25 protein-coding genes, 1 tRNA gene and 1 pseudogene are annotated in these 22,794 nt (G+C 66.2%); 18 read left to right on the top strand and 9 right to left on the bottom strand.

The features are described from left to right. Nucleotides 1–10 precede the first annotated feature (10 nt). From A5760_RS10010 to A5760_RS10000, 3 genes are all read right to left on the bottom strand, one after another. Complete coding sequence (locus tag A5760_RS10010) at nucleotides 11–775, bottom strand: SDR family NAD(P)-dependent oxidoreductase (protein ID WP_064880177.1); 765 nt, start codon at nucleotides 773–775, stop codon at nucleotides 11–13. Between the two features lies 1 nt (nucleotide 776). Beyond that, entirely contained in the window at nucleotides 777–1,823 is a 1,047-nt protein-coding gene (locus tag A5760_RS10005; protein ID WP_064880175.1) for a phosphotransferase family protein, read from the bottom strand. A 73-nt stretch (nucleotides 1,824–1,896) separates the two neighbouring features. After that, on the bottom strand, nucleotides 1,897–2,568 hold the full coding sequence (locus A5760_RS10000) for a class I SAM-dependent methyltransferase (protein ID WP_064880173.1): 672 nt from the start codon (nucleotides 2,566–2,568) through the stop codon (nucleotides 1,897–1,899). A 126-nt stretch (nucleotides 2,569–2,694) separates the two neighbouring features. Here A5760_RS10000 and A5760_RS09995 point away from each other — a divergent pair, with 126 nt between their 5' ends. Both A5760_RS09995 and A5760_RS09990 read left to right on the top strand, forming a co-directional pair. Continuing rightward, nucleotides 2,695–3,333 carry a histidine phosphatase family protein gene (locus A5760_RS09995; protein ID WP_064880171.1) on the top strand — a complete coding sequence of 213 codons (639 nt, stop codon included), beginning with the start codon at nucleotides 2,695–2,697 and terminating at the stop codon, nucleotides 3,331–3,333. Between the two features lie 63 nt (nucleotides 3,334–3,396). After that, nucleotides 3,397–4,449: a phosphotransferase family protein gene (locus tag A5760_RS09990; RefSeq protein ID WP_064880168.1), complete on the top strand. Its 1,053-nt coding sequence runs from the start codon at nucleotides 3,397–3,399 to the stop codon at nucleotides 4,447–4,449. Here the strand turns inward: A5760_RS09990 and A5760_RS09985 are convergent. Next, on the bottom strand, nucleotides 4,446–4,796 hold the full coding sequence (locus A5760_RS09985; protein WP_064880166.1) for a LapA family protein: 351 nt from the start codon (nucleotides 4,794–4,796) through the stop codon (nucleotides 4,446–4,448). The two genes, A5760_RS09990 and A5760_RS09985, sit on opposite strands and share 4 nt — an antisense overlap. Before the next feature lie 99 nt (nucleotides 4,797–4,895). Here A5760_RS09985 and A5760_RS09980 point away from each other — a divergent pair, with 99 nt between their 5' ends. The 5 genes and pseudogenes from A5760_RS09980 (at nucleotide 4,896) to A5760_RS09960 (ending at nucleotide 8,960) form a co-directional block, all read left to right on the top strand. Beyond that, complete coding sequence (locus A5760_RS09980) at nucleotides 4,896–5,843, top strand: ABC transporter substrate-binding protein (RefSeq protein WP_064880164.1); 948 nt, start codon at nucleotides 4,896–4,898, stop codon at nucleotides 5,841–5,843. 1 nt (nucleotide 5,844) lies between these two features. Next, a complete protein-coding gene (locus A5760_RS09975) occupies nucleotides 5,845–6,957 on the top strand; it encodes an ABC transporter ATP-binding protein (protein WP_064880163.1) in 1,113 nt (370 codons plus the stop codon). A 3-nt stretch (nucleotides 6,958–6,960) separates the two neighbouring features. Then, entirely contained in the window at nucleotides 6,961–7,647 is a 687-nt protein-coding gene (locus A5760_RS09970; protein ID WP_064880161.1) for an ABC transporter permease, read from the top strand. Beyond that, nucleotides 7,644–8,356, top strand: a pseudogene (locus A5760_RS09965) (ABC transporter permease). The gene A5760_RS09970 and the pseudogene A5760_RS09965 overlap by 4 nt, the downstream one beginning before the upstream one ends. Before the next feature lie 4 nt (nucleotides 8,357–8,360). Further along, entirely contained in the window at nucleotides 8,361–8,960 is a 600-nt protein-coding gene (locus A5760_RS09960; RefSeq protein WP_064880157.1) for a putative glycolipid-binding domain-containing protein, read from the top strand. On the opposite strand, the gene A5760_RS09955 is transcribed toward A5760_RS09960, so the two are convergent. Further along, nucleotides 8,923–9,867, bottom strand: coding sequence for a prephenate dehydrogenase (locus A5760_RS09955; RefSeq protein WP_231122596.1), 945 nt, complete (start codon nucleotides 9,865–9,867; stop codon nucleotides 8,923–8,925). The genes A5760_RS09960 and A5760_RS09955 overlap by 38 nt on opposite strands. Before the next feature lie 129 nt (nucleotides 9,868–9,996). Here A5760_RS09955 and A5760_RS09950 point away from each other — a divergent pair, with 129 nt between their 5' ends. The 6 genes from A5760_RS09950 (at nucleotide 9,997) to A5760_RS09925 (ending at nucleotide 13,757) form a co-directional block, all read left to right on the top strand. Further along, on the top strand, nucleotides 9,997–10,518 hold the full coding sequence (locus A5760_RS09950) for a tRNA adenosine deaminase-associated protein (protein ID WP_064880153.1): 522 nt from the start codon (nucleotides 9,997–9,999) through the stop codon (nucleotides 10,516–10,518). 85 nt (nucleotides 10,519–10,603) lie between these two features. Next, nucleotides 10,604–11,062, top strand: a complete 459-nt coding sequence (locus tag A5760_RS09945) for a nucleoside deaminase (protein WP_064880324.1) — start codon at nucleotides 10,604–10,606, stop codon at nucleotides 11,060–11,062. 29 nt (nucleotides 11,063–11,091) lie between these two features. Continuing rightward, nucleotides 11,092–11,181 (top strand) — tRNA-Ser (locus A5760_RS09940). Nucleotides 11,182–11,326: 145 nt separating this feature from the next. Then, entirely contained in the window at nucleotides 11,327–12,058 is a 732-nt protein-coding gene (locus tag A5760_RS09935) for a cutinase family protein (RefSeq protein WP_064880151.1), read from the top strand. A gap of 84 nt (nucleotides 12,059–12,142) precedes the next feature. Beyond that, on the top strand, nucleotides 12,143–13,147 hold the full coding sequence (locus A5760_RS09930; RefSeq protein WP_064880149.1) for a glycoside hydrolase family 6 protein: 1,005 nt from the start codon (nucleotides 12,143–12,145) through the stop codon (nucleotides 13,145–13,147). 133 nt (nucleotides 13,148–13,280) lie between these two features. Beyond that, nucleotides 13,281–13,757: a CAP domain-containing protein gene (locus A5760_RS09925; RefSeq protein ID WP_196772046.1), complete on the top strand. Its 477-nt coding sequence runs from the start codon at nucleotides 13,281–13,283 to the stop codon at nucleotides 13,755–13,757. Between the two features lie 82 nt (nucleotides 13,758–13,839). On the opposite strand, the gene A5760_RS27665 is transcribed toward A5760_RS09925, so the two are convergent. From A5760_RS27665 to A5760_RS09910, 4 genes are all read right to left on the bottom strand, one after another. Beyond that, nucleotides 13,840–14,361, bottom strand: a complete 522-nt coding sequence (locus A5760_RS27665) for a hypothetical protein (protein ID WP_196772045.1) — start codon at nucleotides 14,359–14,361, stop codon at nucleotides 13,840–13,842. Nucleotides 14,362–14,384: 23 nt separating this feature from the next. Beyond that, nucleotides 14,385–16,028, bottom strand: a complete 1,644-nt coding sequence (locus tag A5760_RS09920) for a DUF4185 domain-containing protein (protein WP_064880147.1) — start codon at nucleotides 16,026–16,028, stop codon at nucleotides 14,385–14,387. Nucleotides 16,029–16,163: 135 nt separating this feature from the next. Continuing rightward, entirely contained in the window at nucleotides 16,164–17,297 is a 1,134-nt protein-coding gene (locus A5760_RS09915; RefSeq protein WP_064880145.1) for a cellulase family glycosylhydrolase, read from the bottom strand. 230 nt (nucleotides 17,298–17,527) lie between these two features. Then, on the bottom strand, nucleotides 17,528–18,010 hold the full coding sequence (locus A5760_RS09910; protein ID WP_064880143.1) for an NINE protein: 483 nt from the start codon (nucleotides 18,008–18,010) through the stop codon (nucleotides 17,528–17,530). Between the two features lie 127 nt (nucleotides 18,011–18,137). Between A5760_RS09910 and A5760_RS09905 the strand changes: the two genes are divergently transcribed. The 5 genes from A5760_RS09905 (at nucleotide 18,138) to A5760_RS09885 (ending at nucleotide 22,615) form a co-directional block, all read left to right on the top strand. Further along, nucleotides 18,138–18,524 carry a DUF2237 family protein gene (locus A5760_RS09905; RefSeq protein ID WP_064880141.1) on the top strand — a complete coding sequence of 129 codons (387 nt, stop codon included), beginning with the start codon at nucleotides 18,138–18,140 and terminating at the stop codon, nucleotides 18,522–18,524. Nucleotides 18,525–18,619: 95 nt separating this feature from the next. Further along, a complete protein-coding gene (locus A5760_RS09900; protein ID WP_064880139.1) occupies nucleotides 18,620–19,891 on the top strand; it encodes a sulfotransferase family protein in 1,272 nt (423 codons plus the stop codon). 14 nt (nucleotides 19,892–19,905) lie between these two features. Continuing rightward, a complete protein-coding gene (locus A5760_RS09895; protein WP_064880319.1) occupies nucleotides 19,906–21,144 on the top strand; it encodes an MBL fold metallo-hydrolase in 1,239 nt (412 codons plus the stop codon). Further along, entirely contained in the window at nucleotides 21,141–21,632 is a 492-nt protein-coding gene (locus tag A5760_RS09890; protein ID WP_064880137.1) for a VOC family protein, read from the top strand. The genes A5760_RS09895 and A5760_RS09890 overlap by 4 nt, the downstream gene beginning before the upstream one ends. Before the next feature lie 11 nt (nucleotides 21,633–21,643). Next, the gene (locus tag A5760_RS09885; RefSeq protein WP_064880135.1) at nucleotides 21,644–22,615 is read left to right on the top strand and encodes an LLM class flavin-dependent oxidoreductase; all 972 of its coding nucleotides are present in this window, start codon (nucleotides 21,644–21,646) and stop codon (nucleotides 22,613–22,615) included. Nucleotides 22,616–22,794: the final 179 nt, after the last annotated feature.

Raw genomic sequence — 22,794 nt, 5'->3', positions numbered from 1 at the left:
GATCGCCACCTCAGGGGATGCCGCCGTCGGCCCGCAGGATCGAGCCGGTGGTGAAACTGGACGCGTCGGAGGCCAGGAACAATGCCGCGCCGACGATTTCGCGCGGGTCGCCCGCGCGCTGCAACGAAAGGTGCTTGAACGGATTCTGTTCGGCCGCACCCAGATTCCAGGCCTTGCTCACGTCGGTGAGAAACGGCCCGGCCATCAGCGTGTTGACCCGCACCGCGGGACCGAACGCCTTCGCCAGCGCCTCGGTCATGGCGTTGAGTCCGGCCTTGGACGCGGCGTAGGGGATGATGTCGGGCGTCGGCCGCAGTGAGCCGGCCGTGCTCACGTTGATGATCGAGCCCCGGCCGGCCGCCACCATGCGCTCACCCACCAACGCCGACAAGCGGAATGGGCCCTTGAGGTTGAGGTTGACCACGGCGTCGAACAGCTTCTCGGTTACATCGGTCAGCTTGTCGTACAGCGGGGACATGCCCGCGTTGTTGATCAGCGTGTCGACCTTGCCGAACCGTTCGTAGGTCGCCTCGACCAGGCCGTCGAGCTGATCCCAGCGCCCCACGTGGACCTGATACGGCAGGGCCGACCGGCCGGTGTCGGCCTCGATCTCCTTGGCGGTGGAGACGCAGTTGTCCATGTTGCGGCTCGCGATCACCACGTCGGCACCGCAGCGGGCCGCGCCGAATGCCATCTCGCGCCCCAGGCCGCGGCTGCCCCCGGTGATCAGGATGACGCGGTCGGTGAGATCGAAAAGCTCTTCGACATAACCCATTTCAGGATCCCTTGGTAGATCGGGCGAGTTCGGCCGCCGTGGCGATGAGCTGAAGAATCATCGGGCCGAACGCGTCGGTGATCTTGGGGTCGACTCCTCCTTTTTGGGAGCCGGTCCGCACCCCCGCCGCGTACGTCTTCTCCAGCACGATGCCCAGCTTCCAGTTGGCCAGCACCAGGTAATAGTCGATGTTCTCGGTCGACAATCCGCTGACGGTTTCGTAATGCTCCAACAGCTCGCTGCGCGTCGGCATGCCGCGCATGTCGAGATAAAACCCGTCCTCGCGCGGCTTTTCGCCGTCGTAGCCCAGCAGGCACCACGCCAAGTCGAGCAGCGGATCGCCGACCGTGGTCATCTCCCAGTCCACGATCGCGGCCAGGCGCGCGGGGGCGTCGTGCTCGAACATCACGTTGGCGAACTGATAGTCGCCGTGCATGATGCCCGCCCGGTAGTGCGCCGGACGGTTGCGGCGCAGCCAGTCGGAAGCCTCGTCCAGCCCCGGCAGCTCGCGGACCTTGTAGGCGTCCAGAAACGCCAGCCAGCGATCGACCTGCCGCTCGTGGAATCCGTCCGGGCGGCCGAAGCCTTCGAGTCCTTGCTTGCGCCAGTCCACTCGGCCCAACTTGGCCGCGCCGTCAACCAATTGGAAAGCCAGGCCGCGCCGCGCCTCGAGGTCGGCGTCGAACGGCGGTTGCCAGCCACCGTCCATCGGGCTCCACCCGTCGATCGCCCGCATGACGTAGAACGGCATCCCCAGCACGGCGCCGGTGTCGTCGGCCGCGATCAGCTCCGCGTGCGGGACGTCGGTGCCGGACAGCGCGCGCACCAGGCGGATCTCCCGCAGCAGCCCGTCGAGGCGGGCGGCGTCGGCCCGGGCGCCGGGCATCCGCAACACCATCCGCTGGCCACCGCGCTCGATCAGATACAGGGTGTTCTGCGAACCGCCCTTCAGCTGGGTCAGCCGCGGCTGCTCGCCACCGCCCGGTGCGTCGTTCCCATCCAGCCAGCGAGCGAGGACGCCCGCGTCGAGTCCCGATTCACCAGTCACTGGCCAACCCTCTCTGCACACCTCGATCTCTGTCCGGAGAATAGCATTCTCCGCTCTCGAGCAAGTGCGGCTGTCAGCCCGGTTTGTGCGCGCTCAGCAGGAACCCGGGCGCCATGAAGTGGCCCTCGTCGTCGTGGTCCAGGTGCGCCAGCGGACCGTCGGGCGACCCGGCCGCGTCGTCCGTGCCGTACACCTTGGCCGCGCGAACGTCGTCCACCCGCCACCGCGTCGCGACGGCGTCGTGCAATTCGGCTTCGGTGAAGCCGGGCGGCCCCGGCCGGCCCGAATGGGCGTCGTCCAATGCGCCGGCGGCGAAGGCCAGGATGTATAGCGCGGCGCCCGGGGCGGCGGCCCGAAAGATGGTCTGCACGTAGTCCTGGCGGCGATCGGGCGGCAGCGCGTGGAACAGCCCGCTGTCCAGAATCGTGGAGAAGCGACCGTCATAGCCGCCGAAGTTGGTGACGTCGGCCTGGGCGAATGTCGCCGTCGTGAGCCCTCGCTCGGCGGCGGCGGCGGTGGCCGCCTGAATCGCGGTTGCGCTGGCGTCCAGGCCGACCACGGTGTAGCCGAGCGCGGCGAGGGTCAGCGACAAAGCGGCGTGGCCGCAACCGGAGTCCAGCACCTCGCCGCGGATCTTGCCCTGCTCGATGAGCGCCGCCAGCTCCGGTTGGGGCCGGCCGATGCTCCAGGGGGGAGGGGCGGCTTGTCGGTAGGCGGCGTCCCAATCCCTGTCCGGTTCTGTCATCCGTCCTCCTCGGCGCTGAGGGCATGAAGCTAGTGCAGCGATGTCATTGTGCACGCCCTGAGCGACGGGCAAGCGGCGATGAGAGACTTCGGACCGGCACAACCTTTCGACAAGACGGGAAGAAACATGCAAGTGCTTCTGGTCCGGCACGCGCTGCCGCTGCGCAGCGAACACGGCCAAGGTTCCGATCCGGACCTGTCGGAGGAAGGGTTGGCCCAGATCGAGCGACTCCCCAAGGCGCTCGCCAGGTTTCCCATCGCGCGGGTGGTGAGCAGCCCGCAGCGCCGGGCCATCCAGACCGCCGAACCGGTCGCGGCGGATCGCGGCCTGACCGTCGAGATCGACGATCGCTTCGCCGAGTACGACCGCGACCTTCCCGTGTACATCCCCGTCGAGCAGATACGGGCGGAGATGCCCGAAGAATGGGCGCGCCTGGCTCAGGGGCATCTGCCCAGCGCGGTTGACGAGGACGCTTTTCGTGCCCGGGTGCGCGCCGCGGTCGACGACCTGGTCGCCACCGGCGACCCCGACGACACGGTCGCGGTCTTCAGCCACGGCGGGGTCATCAACGTCCTCCTGCACGAAATCCTCGGCACCGCCCGGCTGCTGTCCTTTCCGGTCGACTACGCGTCGGTCACTCGGCTGTTGTTCTCCCGGTCCGGGCAGGCGACGGTGGCGGCGGTCAACACCACCGAACACGTCTGGGACCTGTTGCCGCGAAACCAGAGGCTGCTCGACGACGACGCGAGCCGTGGCAAGGCCTGAGCAGGGGACCGGCAAATCGCAGGTGGTGCGCCGCGTCGAGCCCGGCGATGGTAGACAAGTTCGGTGACTTCAGCTGACCAACTCGAGGGGCTCGACCTGGCCTCGCTGGACGCCTACCTGCGTTCGCTAGGGGTAGGGCGCGACGGCGAGTTGCGCGCGGACTTCATTTCCGGTGGTCGCTCCAATCTGACGTTCCGTGTCTACGACGACAGCACCAGTTGGCTGGTGCGGCGACCGCCGCTGCATGGGTTGACGCCGTCGGCGCACGACATGGCCCGCGAGTACCGCGTCGTCGAGGCGCTGCAGGACACACCCGTTCCGGTGGCGCGCACGATCGGGCTGTGCGAGGACGATTCGGTGCTGGGCGCCCCCTTCCAGATCGTCGAATTCGTCGCCGGACAGGTGGTGCGCCGCCGCGCTCAACTCGAATCGTTCAGCCACACGGTCATCGGCGGCTGCGTCGACTCGTTGATCCGGGTGCTCGTCGACCTCCACACTGTCGACCCCAACGCCGTCGGCCTGGCCGACTTCGGCAAGCCCAGCGGCTATCTGGAGCGTCAGGTGCGGCGATGGGGCTCGCAATGGTCGCTGGTGCGGTTGCCCGAGGACCGCCGCGATGCCGATGTGGAACGGCTGCATTCCGGTCTGGGCGAGGCGATTCCGCAGCAGAGCCGCACATCGATCGTGCACGGCGACTACCGGATCGATAACACGATTCTGGACGCCGACGATCCGACCAAGGTTCGTGCGGTCGTCGACTGGGAGCTCTCCACGCTGGGGGATCCGCTGTCCGACGCGGCCCTGATGTGCGTGTACCGCGACCCCGCGCTGGATTTGATTGTCAATGCGCAGGCCGCGTGGACGTCACCATTGTTGCCGACGGCCGACGAACTGGCCGACCGCTATTCGCTGGTGGCCGGTACACCGCTGGCGCATTGGGAGTTCTACATGGCGCTGGCCTACTTCAAGCTCGCCATCATCGCTGCGGGCATCGACTTCCGCCGGCGGATGTCGGATCAGGCCCGCGGCACGGGCGACGCGTCCGAGCACACACCGGAGGTCGTGGCGCCGCTGATTTCCCGCGGTCTGGCCGAACTCGCGAAGCTGCCCGGCTAGCGCGAGGCGGCCGCGTGCTGCCGTTTGGCCGCGCGGCGCAGCTGCAAGATCCGGGCGGTGCCGACCGCAACCGTGATCAGTCCCCCGACCACGGCCGCCAGCAAGATCGCCACTCCCTTGGGCTGGCTCCAGTGCCAGCCCAAGAACTGAAACTCTGCGGGTGTCGTGTTCTGGGTGATGAAAATCAGCAGCAGGATCAGGATCACGAAGCCGGCGATCAGCGACGACCACAGAGCGCCGGCGCGGGTGAACCCGATAGCCGGTTCCTTGGTGGGTGCGCCGGTCTTGGCGGCGGGGTTGGGCTTGGGGGGCGGCTGCCCGGGCGAGGCAGGGGTGTGGCTGCTCATACTGCCATCTTTGCCCTATCGGACGCCGATTGAAACCGATTCGGACAACCGAACCTTGCGGGCCAGCGTTTGCGCCGTTCGGGCGTTAGGGTCGGCGGTATGACGGCACTGCCGCACGTGCGGGGCGCGATCACGCGCGCGGCGGTCTTGGTGATGGCGATGTCCGTCGTTGCGGCGTGCAGCAATTCCGATCCGTTGGGGGCGCAGATTCGAAGCCCCAACTCCATTGTCATTGGTTCCGGCGACTTCCCGGAATCGCAGATCATCGCCGAGATCTATGCACAAGCACTGCAGGCCAACGGTTTCGAAGTGGGTAAGCGAATGGGCATCGGGAGCCGGGAGACGTATATTCCTGCGCTCAAAGACCATTCCATCGATCTGGTGCCGGAGTACATCGGCAATCTGCTGCTTTATATTTCGCCGCAGTCCGACGCCACCACGTTGGATGCCGTCGAGCGGGAGCTGGACCAGCGCCTGCCCGATGACCTCTCGATTCTGACGCCCGCCCCGGCCACGGACACCGACACGGTGAGCGTTACCGGACAAACGGCGAATTCCTGGAACCTGAGGACAATCGCCGATCTGGCCGTCCATTCGGCCGACGTGCGATTCGGGGCGCCCTCGGCGTTCGCCACCCGGCCGGCCGGGCTACCGGGGTTGCGGCAGAAGTACGGACTCGAGATCAAGCCGGGCAACTTCGTCGCCATCGACGACGGCGGCGGTGCGGTCACCGTGCGCGCATTGGTCGAGGGCAGGGTGAACGCCGCCAACGTCTTCACCACGTCACCGGCCATCCCGCAGAACCACTTGGTGGTCCTCGATGACCCCGAACATAATTTCGTGGCCGGAAATATTGTGCCGCTACTTAATTCGCAGAAACGATCTCCGCGGCTCAAGGAGGTGCTGGATGCGGTCTCGGCGAATCTGACCACGTCCGGCGTCGCCGGACTCAATGCCGCGGTGTCGGGGAACTCGGGCATCGATCCCGACCAGGCGGCGCGAAACTGGATACGTGACAACGGCTTCGACCATCCGATCGGAGGATGACTTGATCATCTTCGACAACGTCAGCAAGGCCTTCGCCGACGGAACCACCGCCGTGAACCAGCTCAGCCTGAGCGTCCCCACCGGCAAGCTGACCGTGTTCGTCGGATCCTCCGGCAGCGGCAAGACCACGGCGCTGCGCATGATCAACCGGATGATCGAGCCCACCTCGGGCACCATCACGATCGACGGCGTCGACGTCTCCACCCGGGACCCGGTGAAGCTGCGCCTCGGCATCGGATACGTCATCCAGCACGCCGGCCTGATGCCCCACCAACGCGTAATCGACAATGTGGCAACAGTTCCCGTCTTACGGGGCCGGCCCCGCCGGACCGCTCGCAAGGAAGCCTACGCGGTGCTCGAACGGGTCGGGCTGGACGCCAAGCTCGCGACCCGCTACCCCGCACAGCTTTCCGGCGGCGAACAACAACGGGTCGGCGTGGCCCGAGCGCTGGCCGCCGACCCGCCGATCCTGTTGATGGATGAGCCGTTCTCCGCCGTCGACCCGGTGGTCCGCCACGATCTGCAGAACGAAATACTGCGCCTGCAAGGCGAATTGCACAAAACGATCGTCTTCGTCACCCACGACATCGATGAGGCGCTGCGGCTCGGTGAACGGGTCGCGGTGTTCAAGGGCGGTTCGCTACAGCAGTACGACGAGCCCGCCCGGCTGCTATCGCGGCCGGCCAATGACTTCGTGTCGCGGTTCATCGGCCTGGGCCGCGGCTACCGATGGCTGCAACTCCTCGACGCGACCGCGCTGCCGCTGCACGACGTCGAACGGATCGCAGCCGACAAGCTCTCCGCCACAGAGCTTTCCGACGGCTGGGCCGTGGTCGTTGACGACGCCGGAGTTCCGCTCGGCTGGATCGACGGCGAGGGGCTGCGACGGCACCGCGACGGTGTGTCGTTGCCCGATAGCATGAGCGGGGTCGGATCGCTGTTTCGGCCGCGGGGCAATCTGAGCCAGGCGCTGGACGCGGCGCTGTCGTCGCCGTCGGGCATCGGTGTCGCCGTCGACGATCGCGGCAGGGTGATCGGCGGTGTGCTGGCCGCCGACGTGCTGGCCGCGGTGGACTCCCGACGGCTGGGTTCGGCGGAACTGCGGGAGACCTAGCCGATGCACTATCTACTCACCCATCTCGACGACGCCTGGGGGCTGACCGTCGTGCACCTGCGGTTGGCGTTGGTGCCGGTGCTGATCGGGCTGGCGATCGCGCTGCCGCTGGGCATGCTGGTGCAGCGCACCCGGATCGCCCGCCGGCTCACGACGGCGGCCGCCAGCGTCGTGTTCACCATCCCGTCGCTGGCGCTGTTCGTGGTGTTGCCGATGCTCATCGGGACCCGCATCCTCGATGAGGCCAACGTGATGGTTGCGTTGACGGCCTACACGGCCGCGCTGCTGGTGCGGGCGGTGCTCGAGGCGTTGGACGCGGTGCCCACCCAGGTCCGCGACGCGGCCACCGCGGTCGGCTACCCACCGATCACGCGGATGCTGAAAGTCGAACTGCCGCTTTCGGTTCCGGTGCTCGTCGCGGGGCTGCGAGTGGTGGTTGTCACCAACATCGCGATGGTCTCGGTCGGCTCGGTCATCGGCATCGGCGGGCTGGGCAGCTGGTTCACCCAGGGATACCAGACCAACAAGAGCGATCAGATCCTGGCCGGCATCATCGCGCTGTTCCTGCTGGCGGTCGTCATCGACATGCTCATCGTGTCGGCCGGCCGGCTGGCCACACCGTGGGCACACGCCACGCGCAGCACCGGCCGCCGCTCGGTCGTGGCACCGGTGGTGGGTGGTGCGCGGTGAACTTCGTGGAGCGCGCGATCTCCTACGTGCTGACCGGCGACAACTGGACCGGCCCGGTCGGGCTCGCGGCCCGCATTTTGGAACACCTCGAGTACACCGCGCTGGCGGTCGGCGCCTCGGCGCTGATCGCGATCCCCGTCGGCCTGATCATCGGGCACACCGGGCGCGGCACCCTGCTGGTGGTGGGCGCCGTCAACGGCCTGCGCTCGCTGCCGACGCTGGGCGTGCTGCTGTTCGGAACGCTGTTGTTCGGGCTGGGCCTGGGTCCGTCGTTGGTCGCGCTGATGCTGCTGGGTGTGCCGGCGTTGCTGGCCGGCGCCTACGCCGGGATCGCCAATGTCGAGCCGACGGTCGTCGATGCCGCCCGCGCGATGGGCATGACCGAGGCACAGGTGCTGCTCCGCGTCGAGGTGCCCAACGCGCTGCCGTTGATCCTGGGTGGCCTGCGCAACGCAACGCTGCAAGTGGTCGCCACCGCGACCGTGGCCGCCTACGCCAGCCTCGGTGGTCTGGGCAGGTACCTGATCGACGGGATCAAAGAACGTGAGTTTCATCTCGCCCTCGTCGGTGCGCTGATGGTGGCCGCGTTGGCGCTGGTGCTCGATGGATTGCTCGCGGTGGCGGTGTGGATTTCGGTGCCGGGCACGGGGCGATTGCGGCGAACATACCGGGCACGTCCGCAGCGGGTGGCGGGCACGTCTTACGGTAGATGAGTGAACGCAGCCCCCTCTGATCCGTCTCGCCGCGTGTGGCAGGCGATGCTCACCTGGCGCGCACAGGATGACCCCCGGATGGAATCGGTACGAATCCAGGTGTCCGGCAACAGAATCAAGGCCAATGGCCGCATCATTGCCGCCGCCACCGAGACCCATCCGGCGTTCGGCGCCTATTACGACCTGCTGACCGATGAAGCCGGCGCCACCAAGCGGCTCGGGATGACCGTCACCGTGGCCGAGCGTGAGCGCGTCTTCTCCTTCGCCCGCGACGAAGAGAACATGTGGCTGGTCACCGACCATCAGGGCGAACACCGCGCGGCCTACAACGGCGCGCTCGACGTCGACGTGGAGTTCAGCCCGTTCTTCAACGCGCTGCCCATCCGGCGGCTTGGGTTGTATCAGCGGGCGGCCTCGGTCACGCTGCCCGTGGTCTATGTGAACGTGCCGGAGATGTCCATCACCGCCGGCACCGTGAGCTACAGCAGCACCGGCTCTCTGAACGAGATCAAGTTGCGCTCGCCGGTCTCTGACACCACGGTGAGCGTCGACGAAGAAGGATTCATCGTCGACTATCCAGGCTTGGCAGAGCGGATCTGATCACCTGGCCGGCCCGGCCCGCGGCGGCCAATTCCGCACGCCAGTTCTCCGCCCCGATCATGACGTGGAAGACGTCGCTGCGCGGGAAGCTGTCGTAGCGCGTTCGCGCGGCATGGCCGGCCTCGACGAGATCGGCGACCGAGTTGTGGGAAGCCAGCGATTCCCGAGCACGACTCAGCTGCTCGATGACGCGGTCGACCATGGGCACCAGTTGGTCGGAGTTGCCCTCGCACATCGCCCGGACCAGGTCCGGGGCGGTGGCCGCCACCCGTGTCCCGTCCCGGAACGACCCCGCGGCCAGCGGGAAGGCCAACGGCATGTCTCCGGCGACGACGGCCAGCGCCTCGGCGAGCAGGTGGGGCAGATGCGAGATGGCCGCCGCGGCGGCGTCGTGTTCGTCCGATCTGGCCGGCACCACCACCGCGCCGCAATCCAGCGCCAATGTCATCACCGTCGACCAGATCGCCGCGTCCACGTGATCGTCGACGCTGACCACCCACGGGGCTCCGGTGAACAACCCGGCGTAGCCGGCGGCCCAACCCGAGTGGGCGGTGCCCGCCATCGGATGGCCCCCGACAAAGCGTTCCTGCAGACCCGCCGCGACGACCTGGTCGAGTACGGCCTGCTTGACGCTGGTGACGTCGGTCAGCGGACACGCCGGAGCCGTCTCCTTGATATGGGCCAGCATGCCCGCCAACCCTGGCATCGGCACGGCCAGCACGATCAGCGCGCCGGAGTCGCCGGCGCGAGACAGGGTCGCGGTCAGATCCGTATCGGCGTCAAAGCCGTCGGCGGTCGCGGCCTGCGCGCCCTCCACCGAGCGGTTATAGCCGAACACCTCACGACCGGCGGCCGTGGCGGCCCGCATTATCGAGCCGCCGATCAGCCCCAGCCCGAGCACACACACCGGTGTCTTAGAAGGAGGGCTTGTCACATTCCAAGGTTGGCACATCCGGCCGGGAACGGCGCCGTCAGATCTCGCGGCTACCAGGAGCCATCTGGTCAGGGGCCTGGTCAGGGACTACCGTAAGCGGCCATGGGAGCACAACGGGCCTCTGCCCAGGGGCTGTCCGCGGACACGCCGGACGGTTTCGGCGTCGCGGTGGTGCGTGAAGAGGGGCAGTGGCGCTGCGCCCCGATGGCCCGTAAATCGCTGTTGAGCCTCGGGGCCGCCGAGACCGAGCTGCGCGAATTGCGCAGTTCCGGGGCGGTCTTCGGCCTGCTGGACGTCGACGACGAATTCTTCGTCATCGTGCGGCCAGCGCCATCGGGCACGCGGTTGTTGCTCTCGGATGCCACCGCGGCCCTGGACTACGACATCGCCGCCGAAGTGCTCGACAAGCTGGACGCCGACATCGATCCCGAGGATCTCGAGGATTCGGATCCCTTCGAGGAGGGCGACTTAGGGCTGCTGTCCGACGTCGGGCTGCCCGAAGCGGTCCTCGGGGTCATTCTCGACGAGACCGACCTGTACGCCGATGAGCAACTGGGCCGCATCGCCCGCGAGATGGGCTTCGCCGATCAGCTGTCGGCGGTGATCGACCGCCTCGGTCGGTGATCGCAAGCGCGGCGGAGCCGGGCGCAGCGGGTCGCCACGAATGACGGAGCCGGGCGCGGCGGGTCGCCGCCATCAGGCGCGGTCGGTGAGATCTGACGAAGACCTGATCCGTTCCGCACTCTCGGTTGCAGCGACGGCGGGTCCGCGCGACGTGCCTATCGGTGCGGTGGTGATCGGCGCCGACGGAACCGAGCTGGCCCGCGCGGTCAATGCCCGTGAGGCGTGGGGAGACCCGACGGCCCATGCCGAGATCCTGGCCCTGCGCGCGGCGGCCGAGGTACTCGGGGACGGGTGGCGGCTGGAGGGCGCCACGCTGGCGGTCACCGTCGAACCGTGCACCATGTGCGCGGGCGCACTGGTGCTGTCGCGCATCGCCCGGCTGGTGTTCGGCGCCTGGGAGCCCAAGACCGGAGCGGTCGGGTCGTTGTGGGACGTGGTCCGCGATCGGCGGCTCAACCACCGACCGGAAGTGCGCGGCGGCGTGCTGGCCCAGGAGTGCGCCGCGCCACTGGAGGCCTTCTTCGCCCGCCAGCGATTGGGGTGAGGGGCATGCCGTTCGGTAAGCTGCTCGGCGGTGGCGTGTCCGAGCGGCCTAAGGAGCACGCCTCGAAAGCGTGTGACGGCTAAAACCGTCCGAGGGTTCAAATCCCTCCGCCACCGCCAAGTCTGCACGGACGTAAGCGGTTTCCAGATTTGCTGGAAACCGGCCGATCGTTCCGTGAGCGCCATTGCCTGGGCGCGACGGTGTCCACGTCGGTCGCGGTGGAAAGCCACGGTTTAAAAATTACGATTCTGGGCACCCAGCGGCATGATCGCACGTCACAGCTCTCGTCTCCTTGCACCTACGGTAGCCGCGGTGTCAGGCGTCGCCGCTTCGGTCCTGCCAACCGCCCTCCCCCTCGCCGCCGCCGATCCGTGCCCGGACGTGCAGGTCGTGTTCGCCCGCGGCACCGACGATCCGCCCGGCCTCGGCCCGACCGGGCAGGCGTTCGTCGACTCCCTGCACCCGCGCATCGGCGCAAAGTCCTTCGACGTATATCCGGTCGATTACCCCGCCAACCATGACTGGACGAACGCGGGCGAGGCCGGCGTCAGGGACGCGGGCGCACACGTCCTGTCGATGGCGCACAACTGTCCCAACACCAAGATGGTGCTCGGCGGTTACTCCCAAGGCGCGGCGGTGATGGGCTTCGTCACCTCGCCCGTCGTACCGAATGGGATCGATCCTGCGAGCGTGCCCAAACCGTTGGATCCGGAAATCGCCAACCACGTCTCCTCCGTCGTCCTCTTCGCCTTGCCCAACGAAAAGGCGATGAACTTCTTCGGTGAGCCCCCGGTTGCCATCGGCCCGCTCTATCAGGCCAAGACCCTCCAGGTGTGCGCCGCCGAGGACCCGATCTGCTCCGACGGGATGAATTTCGCCGCGCATGACACGTATTCGACCAACGCCGCCGTGATCGACAAGGGCGCGGCCTTTGCGGCCGGCCTCCTCGCCGGAAGTCCTGGCGGGCACGGCTCGACGCAGCCCGAATGGCCGTAGCCGTCCTCAATCAGCCGAGGGCACGCACGACTCGGGCCGGAGCCGATTGGCGCTCGATGCTTCCGAGCCACTAATTTTTCTCAGGTGAACTTCTCAGCTGCTGGTGCAGCCGCGCGGTGGATCGTCCCCTTGCTCACGGTTGCAGCAGTAGCCGGCATGGGTCTTGTCGCCGACCCGGTACAGGTCCGTCCCGCCCCTGCAGTGCGGCTGGTCGCCGACGGCGATCCGTTGGCCGGAGCGCCGTTCTACGTCAACCCGACGTCGGCGGCCATGCGCGCCGCGCAGAGCGCCGATCCGCCGAGCCCCGAGCTGACGGCCATCGCCAACACGCCGCAGGCCTACTGGATCGTCCCGGGCGGGTCCGCGGCAACGGTCGGGAAGTATGTCGGCGAAGCGAATGGGGCCGGCGCCATCCCGGTTCTGGCGATTTACGGCATCCCCCATCGCGACTGCGGCAGCTTCGCCGCGGGCGGTATGGGCTCGGCCGACGACTACCGCACGTGGATCGACGGCATCGCATCCGGTGTGGGCGCTTCGCGGGTGGCGATCGTCGTCGAACCCGACGCGCTTGCCATGGCCGACTGCTTGTCGGGTGATGCGCGCCAGGAACGCTTCGACCTGATCCGTTACGCGGTCGACACGCTGACCCGCGATCCGAACGCGGCCGTGTACATCGACGCGGGTCACCTGCGCTGGCACAGCGCCGACGACATGGCCGCCCGGCTCAACCAGGCCGGCGTCGGCCACGCCCGGGGCTTCAGCATCAACACCGCGAACTTCTTCACTACCGAGGACGAAATCGGTTACGGCGAGGCGATTTCGGGGCTCACCAATGGTTCGCACTACGTGATCGACACATCGCGCAACGGCGCGGGACCGGCACCCGACTCCGACCTCAACTGGTGCAACCCGAGCGGCCGGGCGCTGGGCACTCCGCCGACCGCCAGCACCGCGGGTGCGCACGCCGACGCGTACCTATGGATCAAACGTCCCGGTGAGTCCGATGGAACATGCGGCAAAGGCGACCCGCCCGCCGGCAACTTCGTGAGCCAGTACGCCATCGATCTTGTCCACAACACCGGCCACTAGAAGGGCCTTGCTTTCGAGCCGCTAAGCATGTCGGTGCCGCGGAACGGATTTGCGATTCATGATCGTTCTTGGTTGAAAATGGGTAACATTTAGATACCAAAAACAGCAAAGCGAGCGCGCGACAAGAGGCATCATGGCCAAGAGAGTCGAATTCTTCGCTATCTTCGCGATCTTTACTGCCTTCATCACGGCTGCCGGGACACTGTCCGGTTTCGTCGCGCACGCAGACGATTCGGGGACCGCGCTGTACAGCGGCATCAACCAGCTTCGCCCAGGATGCGGACCGATCGGCGACGACCCGCGGCTGACCGAAGCCGCCCAGCGCCACGCCGACGACATGCTGCGCAACGGGGTCAGCGGACACATCGGATCGGACGGCTCGTCGCCGCAGGCGCGAATCACCGCTGCGGGCTACAGGAGCAGGTATTCCGGTGAGATTGTCTTCTGGGGCACCGGATCCGCTGCGACTCCCAAGGAAGCCCTCGACATGTGGATGCAGAGTCCTCCACACCGCGACATCATTTTGAACTGCGCATATAACGCGGGTGGCTTCGCCACCGCGTGGGACGGCAACAAGATGACCGCCGTCGGCGACTTCGCTGCATCGTAAAACCTGTTAGGCCAAGCTGTTTCGGTCACCCCTCTGGTCGCTCCGCCGGCCCGGTAGCCGTGCCGCCACCCTCGAGCGGCCCTCACACGTGGGGCAGCCACCCAGATCCCTTGGGCGACAGCACGAAGCCACGGCCTTGCGGGTCTTTGCACGCGGTCGTGCCTGCGTTATCGACCCCGCAGATGATGCCATTGACGGTGATGGAATGACCCGGAGGAAGCGTTTTGACAGGGTGTCCGTCAATCACGCGTGATGGTTCACCCTCATTCGTCTGCTTCAGCCCAGTAGTGGTTCCAATCCAATTGACCCCCGTGATTCCCGCATCGGGATTTGAAGGCGCGGGAGGGACCGCAGGCAAGTTATTTCCAGTGCACTGTGCTTGATCAGGCATGTAGTTGCAGACGACCCCATCGGGAGTGAGGAAATACACCGTTGGCAGGGGCGGCCGGCCAGGGCTGGGAACGTCGATCGTGTAATCGCGGACGTTCACTGGCGCGTCTGCGCTCAGATCGGGAAATCTAGGTGGGTCGGCGTGCGCCGTGCAGGCAACTGAGAACGTAGCTCCGACGAGTGTCGTGACGCCGACCAGCTTCTTCATCACCATATGCATCCAATCGGTTCAGGAGGTCAATGATAGGGGCTGAGTTGAAACTCTCGGATGTTGTACGGATTACCGAACGGCACGCCGTTCGCATCTTTAAGCGTATTCCATTGACTGCCAAATAATTTCAAATCGTCCAGCGTTGATCCTGGCAGGATGTATCCACCGTACGGTTGTGGGATGAACTTCGGGGCTCCTGGATCGCCATTCTGCGCAACGAGGGTCGTGGGCACGTTAGCGCCGAACATTTCGGTCGGGTTGACTCCTACCCGCACTTCGATACTTCCCTTATGCGCGTCTACGTTGAAGCCAGACAGGACGGGCCTCCCGCCGATTTCTCGAAAGCTCAGCTCCCCGTATCGGTTCGGGGTTACCTGTACGGCCTGTTGTCCGGGCTTTCCCCAGTCGTTCCCGTTCCAAGGCTGCCAGGTTGAACGATCGAACACGTTGCCGGGATCCGCACGGTACATGGTGATGCCTCGGCTGCGGTCGAAGGAATCGACGGCAATGTAGACCTTGCCGTCAGTGCCCTTGTAGCCGCTGACCTGTGTGGGTGCGTCGCCCGCGCCCCGATACGACCCCGGCACCATGGCCCACCCCTTACCGGGGTCACCGTTGACTTCGACCAGCCACGAAGCCACTGGCTTCAAGTCACCCTGAGTGCCTGTCACCATCATGTACGTTTTGTCGCCGAGCGTGATCGTCCCGGCCGGCAACGTATCGTTGATTCCGGCCTTGACCGCCTCTGCTGGCATGGGGAACAGCTCGTGGCCACTGCCTTTTGCGCCCGTCAATGGCGCCCCGAAATGCGGGCGCCCATCAGCATCGAAGGTCACTGGAACGGCGACAGATCGATAGTGCTCGCCGTCCCCGACCTTATTGCCGGAGAACGAATCGCCGAAGATCGCGAGGAACTTCCCGGGCTGCCCGGGTACCTCGACGACTTCCCCTAGGTCGGCCGCCCCAATCCCTGGGATGCCGGGAATGCCGCCGGTCCCGGCGATCGGCCCGAGATCTCTTACCTCACCGGGTTTCAGTGGGCTTTCGATCCAATCGTCTACGGCTTTCGGGATGTCGTAGCCGTCGGTATGCAGGGCGCTCATCGACTTCCGCAATGTGTCCGAGTAGGCATTGCGAATTGAATTCATCTGCTTGACGGCTTCGCGGACATCGTCCACGGCCTGGGCGTGCGCAGCGTCCTTCAGCTTCTCTAATTTGTCGTGTTCCGCCGGAGTGAGGCCGAGCCCCAAATCCTGGTTTATCGCGTCGATGAGTCTGTCGAGGCCCCGCAGCTCGCTGTCCAGCAGGGCGATCTCTTGAGCCCCTCGCTTTTGCGCGTCGGCCAAGGCGGCGGCGATGGATTCCAGATCGGCGCCGATCTTCGGTAGTCGCTCAGACTGGGCACCAAGGGATTTGGTGACCCGTTGGACTTCATCGGAGTCATTGATCGGGTGGCCACCCTGCTGGTGGTTCCAGGCGGCGGCGAAACGTCTGCGCGCGTCTTCGAAGGCGTGGTCAGCTTCGGCGGTGTGCCGACCGGCACCATGGAAGGCCTCCGCCAACTGGGATATCTGAAACGGGCTGCCCGCTTGCAGGCTTTGGTTGATCGCCCACGGATCGCCGGCGGCCGCCGCGATCAGTTCTGCTTCGGTGAAATTTTTCCACGTCATGGCATCGCCAGCAGCCAACCAGCACCGACGACCATCGCCGCCCCCTTCTGAGCAGGTATAACCCTACTACCGAAGGTCTATGGCGGGTTGGTGTCGATTGACTTCAGCGAAGGATTAGGAAGGCCGCAATCCGGCTCAGGTCTGATTACCGGCCAGCTTTCGCACCGTCAGCGCTTCGATGTCTTGGAACGGCCGTCCCTCGGGCCTGATCAGGTCGTGGAACCACACCTTCGGGACCGAGGTGTAAGGGTGATCCCATGAGTCCCAGGGGAAGTAGGTCTGGGTTTTGCCGGCGACCAGGCCCCAGTTGATGGCGCCGACGTTGTGCCGCTTCGCGACCGGCAGGATCGATTCGACGGTGCTGCCCTGGGGTCGCGCCATGTATTCCGTGCACAAGATGGGACGGCCCAGCGGGGTGAGCTCGTTGATCCGGTTCTCGAACCCGGAAGGCGCGGCGTAGGAGTGGAAGGTGATCACGTCGGCATTGGCCAGCTGTATGTCGCTGATCGCGCTGCGGCCCTTCGGTTGTCCCCAATCGCCGCGCCACACACCGCTTGTCAGCGGCTGGCTGGGATCTACGGCCCGGGCCCAGCGAAAGACCTGGGGGAGCAGGTTGGCGACCAGTTGCTCCTTGTCGCTTCGTTCGGTGTTGCGGTACTGGCGCGCGGGGTTGTCGGGCTCGTTCCACAGGTCCCAGCCCAAAACCCGGTCGTCGTTGCGGAATTGGGTCATCACCGCCGTGACGTAGTCCCGCATGACCGGGACGTACCTCGGGTCACCGAGGCGTTCGGCGCCGGGGCTCTGCGCCCAGCCCGAGTTGTGCACGCCGGGCCTCGGCGCGCGCTGGCGTCCCGCTCGGGGCTGCGGATCCCAACAGGAGTCGAAGAACACCAAGAGTGGTTTGATGCGGTGGCGCGCCGCGATGTCGACGAATTGTCCTAGGCGCGTTTGGAAGCCGCGCTGATCGGCCGCCCAGAGCTGATCGTGCAGGAACACACGCGCGGTGTTGTGGCCGTAGAACTGGGCCCAGCCGAGCTCGGTATCGATGCGCCGCGGGTCGAAGGTGTCGGGCTGGAACATCTCGAACTGGTTGATGGCATTCGCCGGAATGTAGTTTGCTCCAACGAGCCACCCCTGCGCTTGATACCAACGGTTCGCGCGGTCGGGTGACCACCGGCCCGCTTCCTCCGCGGAAGCCCGGGGCATCCGGGCAACTGCGGCGCCTGCTGCCAGTAACAGAGGGAGTTTCAGGGCCGTACGTCGTTCCACGATGTGACGATAAGTTTTCGGGGCGATTTCCCCGGGATTTGCTCAGCGCGTCGCGACAGGTTCGTCTCAGCGCTGCCGCGCGGCGACTTTCGCTCGCGATCGTGACCAATCCGTGACCACCACTACCGGCGCGCCCCGGACCTTTGCGAAACCGTCCAGGTTAAAATCTGGCCCCAACGCGAACCAAAAACGTTGCCGGACAATCGAAACCGTTGTCCAATCCCATGTTTCTAACGCAGCTTGCGGCCGTGGTTGTCTTTGACGCTGCCGGTGAAGATCATGATCGCGTCGACAATCGCCCAGACGATGCCGCCGAGCAGGACCGGAAAACCCAGAAAACAGAACAGGCTGAAGAGAACCCCGAACAGACCAAGGCACAACTGCGCCACCGCAATCTGAGTCGAGTCGATGTAGAAGCGGCCGATACCGAACAAGCCGAGAAACAGCTGGAGCAGGCCGGCGGTGGTGGCGGACTTGTCCGACAGTGGCAGCCCGGTAACCGGATCACGGCCGTAGGGCGCCTGCGGGTCAACGTATCCCGGATAACCGGGGTATGCCGGATAGCCGGCGTGCCCGGGGTAAGCCTGCGGAGGCGGATATCCCTGCGGTGGCGGTGGGTGGTACGGATTCGGCTGCGATCCGTAGCCGGGCGGCTGCCATCCCCAGGGTGGCTCGCCGGGCGGATTTCCGGGTGGGTTTGGCGGCGTCGACATCAATTCGAGTTAACACGTCCGCCGGCCGGGCGTCCACACGGCGGCCGAGGTGCCGGCTCGAAAAATCCTGACGCGCAGTCGGCGGAATTACTTCATACTTCCCCCTTGAGGGCGCAATACTGAACGGGTGCCTGATCGAAATGTGTTAGGCGGTCAGCTGGAACCGTGCGGCGCAGACCCGCTGACCGGCTTCTACCGCGACGGCTGCTGCTCGACCGGCCCTCAGGACCTTGGGCGGCACACGATCTGCGCGGTGATGACCGCCGAATTCCTGGAACACCAGCGGTGCATCGGCAACGACCTGTTGACGCCGGTGCCCGAGTACCGGTTCCCGGGCCTGCTGCCGGGGGACCGCTGGTGCGTGACCGCGCTGAACTGGCTGCGCGCTCACCACGACGGATGCGCCGCGCCGGTGGTGTTGGCGGCGACTCACGAGAGCACCCTCGAAGTGGTGCCCCTGGAGGCGCTGCAAGAACACAAGGTCGACGTGCCCGACGATCTCGCCAACCTGTAGCGCCGGGCCACCGGCGAGGTGGATGAACGACGGATCTCCACCGCGGCTAGCGTCTGTGTCATATTTCTCACCTGACGCGTCGAAGAGGGGTTCCGGTGGGTTCTGCGGTTGACGACATCGACTTCGCTGACTTGACCGCGCCGCAACTGACCGACGTGCAGCGTCAGATCCTGGAGTTCACCGAAGCCAAGCCTGTCGACCTCGACATCGACCGGATGCTCGCGGAGGCCGTCGAGCAGACAGGGCTGCCGGCCGGAGCCGCCGACCTCGGCGACAGCGACGGTTACGCCGACCGCCTGCGCGCGCACGTAGCGGCGATCGAAGCCGACGACGGCCTGCGCCAGCTCACCCGCGGCTCGCTGCGCCAACGAATCGTGCGCCTGCTACGCAACCGCATGTCGCTGACCGAGCTCGTCCGGCGGTATCCGGAGATCGAGTCCATCCCGATCGAGAAGCCATTCATCGTCGTCGGGATGCCGCGTTCCGGCACCACGCATCTGGTGAATCTCGTTGCCTCCGACCCACGCCGGCGCGCCCTGCCGTACTGGGAGAGCCAGGATCCCATCCCCGCGCGCGGACAGGGTCCGGACATCTTCGGCGTCGATCCCCGCTACGCGCGCGCCAAGTCGGAACACGATGCGCTGATGGTGAGCGCCCCCGTGGTGGCCGCCATGCACGACCGGTTCCCCGAGGCGATCGAGGAAGAGGTGGAGCTCCTCGACCTCGACCTGGCCTCATACGTGCTGGAATGGCATGCGCGCGTGCCCGACTGGCGTGACTTCTACCTGGGTCTCGACCAGATCCGGCACTACGCCTACATGAAGAAGGTGCTGCAGGCGCTGACCTTCCTGCGCGGGCCGCGGACATGGGTGCTCAAGAGTCCTCAGCACTGCGAGCAGCTCGGCCCGCTGATGGCTACTTTCCCCGATGCCACAGTGGCTTTCACCCACCGCGACCCCGCCGCGGTGATCCAGTCGGCGATCACCATGATGGCGTACTCGGACCGGTTGCGCCGAAACAGCATTGACCCGCAGTGGCTGCTGGACTATTGGAGCGACCGCGTGCACCGACTGCTCAGCGCATGCGTGCGTGACCGCGACCTGGTAGCGTCCGAACGCAGCATCGACATCAACTTCCATCAGCTCAACGGCAACGAAATGCCGGTGCTCGAACGGCTTTACCAATGCGCCGGCGTCGACTTACCGCCCAAGGTGCAGCAACGTTTCCAGCGCTACCTGGACGGCAACCCGCGGGGCAAACACGGCCGCATCCGCTACGAACTACAGCGGCACTTCGGCACCTCGGCCGACGAACTGCGCGCCCGTTTCGGCTTCTACTTCGACAAATTCGACGTCCGCCCGGAATGAAGGAGTCACCCGCGATGTCCGAACCTGTCTATCGGAGCAGGCCGGGTGCCGACGCGATGCGCCCGGCGTCGGCCGAGAAGGCCGAAGAGATCGCCCCAGGATTGTGGTGCTCGCCCGGCCTGTCCAACTCGTATCTGCTCACCACGACCGAGGGCCGGGTGATCGTCAACACCGGCATGGGCTTCGAGGGGCCGGTCCATCGCGCCAACTTCGACGCCGTGGACCCGTCACCGGTGCGCTACATCATCTTCACGCAGGGCCACGTCGATCATGTCGGCGGCCTGGACAGCGTGCGCGATCCCGCGACGACCTGTGTCGCACAGGCGAATTGGAAGTCCTGGCGCGACGACAACGACCGGCTGATTCCGTACCGGGCCAACCGCAGCGCCTTCGCCTTCAAGGACACCCTGGCCAGTGGCATCCAGGCCATCCAGCGGCGCCTGGGCACCACACGGCTGGCCGGCCAGAGCGTGCCAGTCGTCGACATCGACTTCGAGGACACCCTGCGCCTGGAGGTGGGGGGCCGGCTCATGGAGCTGATCTCCGTCCCCGGCGGCGAGACCACCGACTCCTTGGTGATCTGGCTGCCCAACGAACGAATCTGTCTGTGCGGAAACATGTTCGGGCCGCTGATCGGGCACATTCCCAATCTCGTCACCATGCGCGGCGATCGGTATCGGGACGCGTTGACGGCCATCGCATCGGTCGAAAGGGTTCGCGACCTGCAGGCCGACCTGCTGGTGACCGGCCACTTCGAGCCGATCAGGGGTGCCGAACGCATCCATTCGGAGTTGACCCGGCTGCGCGACGCGATTCAGTACATCCACGATCAGACCGTCGCCGGGATGAACGCCGGCAAAGACGTTCGCACCTTGATGCGGGAGATCACCCTGCCCGCGGAATACGAAGTGGGCCAGGGCTACGGCAAAGTCGCGTGGGATGTGCGGGCCGTCTGGGAGAACTACTCGGGCTGGTTCCACCACGAATCGACCACCGAGCTGTACCCGGTCGCATTCGATTCCGTCGCCGCCGATGTGGTCGAACTGGCCGGCGCCGATGCGCTGGTGGAACGGGCGCGGGCACACCTGGCCGCCGATCGTGCCCTGCAGGCCATCCACCTCGCCGAGCTTGTCCCGGCAGACCATCCGGGGGCTCGCGTCGTGCTGCGGGAAGCGCATGAAAAACTGCTCGCCGGCAGCACGAACTTCTGGGAAAGTGCCTGGCTTCGCAACCAGATAGCGAGGAACACATGACGGCATTCGCGCTTCGGCCCGAGGACTTCTATCACACCGGCATCATCGTGCCCGACCTCGACGCGGCGATGACCCGGCTGACCGCGCTGGCCGGTTACCGCTGGATCACCCCGGTGAGCTACACGTTGCCGTTTCGCACGACGAGCGGAACCCAGGAGGTGACTTCGACTTTCGTCTACTCCGTGCAGGCGCCGCACGTCGAACTGATCAAGGAGGTACCGGGGACGGCCTGGACGGCGGCGCCCGGCAACGCGATTCACCACCTCGGCTACTGGACCGACGATTTGGCCGAGAGCGCGAAGTTATTGGAAGACAACGGCTTCACCTTCGAAGCGACTGCCGACACGGCTGGCCCATCTTCGAAGCCGGAGCTGGCGCTCTTCGCCTACTACGTCGACGCGGCGGGGACCCGCATCGAGATCGTCGACCGCGCGCTGTTCCCGGACTTTCCGGCCTTCCTGCAGGCGGCGGCCGGATCGGAAGCGTAGCGAGGTCCGAGATGCTCTTGACGGTGCTGCGGTTCAACTTCGCTTCCCCGCACGGTGATCCACGCAGGCAGGGCGAGCTCCTGTCGGCGGCGCTCGAGCTGGGGCAGTGGGGGGAGTCGCACGGCATCACGTCGATCAGCGTCGACGAGCATCACGCGACCGGGCACGGGTGGAGCTGCAATCCGATCATGGCCGCGGCGATGTTCTTGGCCCGGACCTCGACGCTGATCGCCAGCGTCGATTGCGCACTGGGGCCGCTGTGGAACCCGGTGCGGCTCGCCGAAGACATCGCGCTCGTCGACAACATGAGCCGCGGCCGCCTGCACACCACGGTGGGTCTGGGATATCGGACGGTCGAATACGCCGCCATTGGAGCCGATTTCGGCCGGCGCGGTGCGCTGATGGACAGCCTGCTGGAGCGGATGCTGGCCGTCTGGTCCGGCGGCGATCCGGAGAACGCAGTCTGCGCCGGCACCTGGACGCGGCCGCATCCACCCCTGTACGTCGGCGGCGGCGCTCGCGCCACGGCGCGCCGCGCGGTCCGGTTCCGGCTGCCGCTCAGCCTGGCCGATCACCTGCCGGACATCGCCGCGTACTACCGCGAGCTGTGTGCCGAGGCCGGCATGTCGCCGTTCGTCCTCATGCCGGGGCCGATCAATCGCGGAATGATCTACCTGCACGAGGATCCGGACCGGGCATGGGCGGAGCTCGGCGATCACATCCTCTGGGAGGCAGTCACTTACGGGCGATGGTCAACTGACCAGCGTTCGCTCATGCACCTGCCCGGTGTCCAAACCCTGGACGAGGTCAGGGCGTCGGGGCGATACCGCTTTCTCACTCCCGATCAGCTGATCGCCGAGGTGCGCGACGCGGATAACTACGGCCCGCTCGTCATGCACCCCCTGGTTGGGGGCATGCCGGTCGACGAAGCGTGGAAGTCGGTCCAGTTGCTCACCGACAAGGTCCTGCCGGCGCTCGCCTAACCGCGCCGAATCCTCAACTTTCGATTGCTAACCCGGATTAGGGGTACGCGAGCTTGAGGCCCAGCTGAGATACGCAGAGGGAGATCGATGAGATCTGACGCAACGAAGACGATGGCTTTAACCGGCGGTGCTGCGATGTTGGCGCTCGGGATCGGTTGGGGTGCCGCCGCGACCGCATC

The organism is Mycobacterium colombiense (genome assembly GCF_001665835.1).
Classification (GTDB): Bacteria; Actinomycetota; Actinomycetes; order Mycobacteriales; family Mycobacteriaceae; genus Mycobacterium; species Mycobacterium colombiense_A.
Note: the sequence above shows the minus strand (reverse complement) of the source record. Positions and strands in the feature narration are given on the sequence as shown.

What these genes read in the sequence shown, in the direction of transcription:
- A5760_RS09925 (WP_196772046.1), top strand. Translation starts at nt 13,281, where the DNA reads ATGGCCAAGAGAGTCGAATTCTTCGCTATCTTCGCGATCTTTACTGCC.
- A5760_RS27665 (WP_196772045.1), bottom strand. Translation starts at nt 14,361, where the DNA reads ATGGTGATGAAGAAGCTGGTCGGCGTCACGACACTCGTCGGAGCTACG.
- A5760_RS10010 (WP_064880177.1), bottom strand. Translation starts at nt 775, where the DNA reads ATGGGTTATGTCGAAGAGCTTTTCGATCTCACCGACCGCGTCATCCTG.
- A5760_RS09935 (WP_064880151.1), top strand. Translation starts at nt 11,327, where the DNA reads ATGATCGCACGTCACAGCTCTCGTCTCCTTGCACCTACGGTAGCCGCG.
- A5760_RS09970 (WP_064880161.1), top strand. Translation starts at nt 6,961, where the DNA reads ATGCACTATCTACTCACCCATCTCGACGACGCCTGGGGGCTGACCGTC.
- A5760_RS09895 (WP_064880319.1), top strand. Translation starts at nt 19,906, where the DNA reads ATGTCCGAACCTGTCTATCGGAGCAGGCCGGGTGCCGACGCGATGCGC.
- A5760_RS10000 (WP_064880173.1), bottom strand. Translation starts at nt 2,568, where the DNA reads ATGACAGAACCGGACAGGGATTGGGACGCCGCCTACCGACAAGCCGCC.
- A5760_RS09920 (WP_064880147.1), bottom strand. Translation starts at nt 16,028, where the DNA reads ATGACGTGGAAAAATTTCACCGAAGCAGAACTGATCGCGGCGGCCGCC.
- A5760_RS09890 (WP_064880137.1), top strand. Translation starts at nt 21,141, where the DNA reads ATGACGGCATTCGCGCTTCGGCCCGAGGACTTCTATCACACCGGCATC.
- A5760_RS09995 (WP_064880171.1), top strand. Translation starts at nt 2,695, where the DNA reads ATGCAAGTGCTTCTGGTCCGGCACGCGCTGCCGCTGCGCAGCGAACAC.
- A5760_RS09980 (WP_064880164.1), top strand. Translation starts at nt 4,896, where the DNA reads ATGACGGCACTGCCGCACGTGCGGGGCGCGATCACGCGCGCGGCGGTC.
- A5760_RS09985 (WP_064880166.1), bottom strand. Translation starts at nt 4,796, where the DNA reads ATGAGCAGCCACACCCCTGCCTCGCCCGGGCAGCCGCCCCCCAAGCCC.
- A5760_RS09885 (WP_064880135.1), top strand. Translation starts at nt 21,644, where the DNA reads ATGCTCTTGACGGTGCTGCGGTTCAACTTCGCTTCCCCGCACGGTGAT.
- A5760_RS09910 (WP_064880143.1), bottom strand. Translation starts at nt 18,010, where the DNA reads ATGTCGACGCCGCCAAACCCACCCGGAAATCCGCCCGGCGAGCCACCC.
- A5760_RS09950 (WP_064880153.1), top strand. Translation starts at nt 9,997, where the DNA reads ATGGGAGCACAACGGGCCTCTGCCCAGGGGCTGTCCGCGGACACGCCG.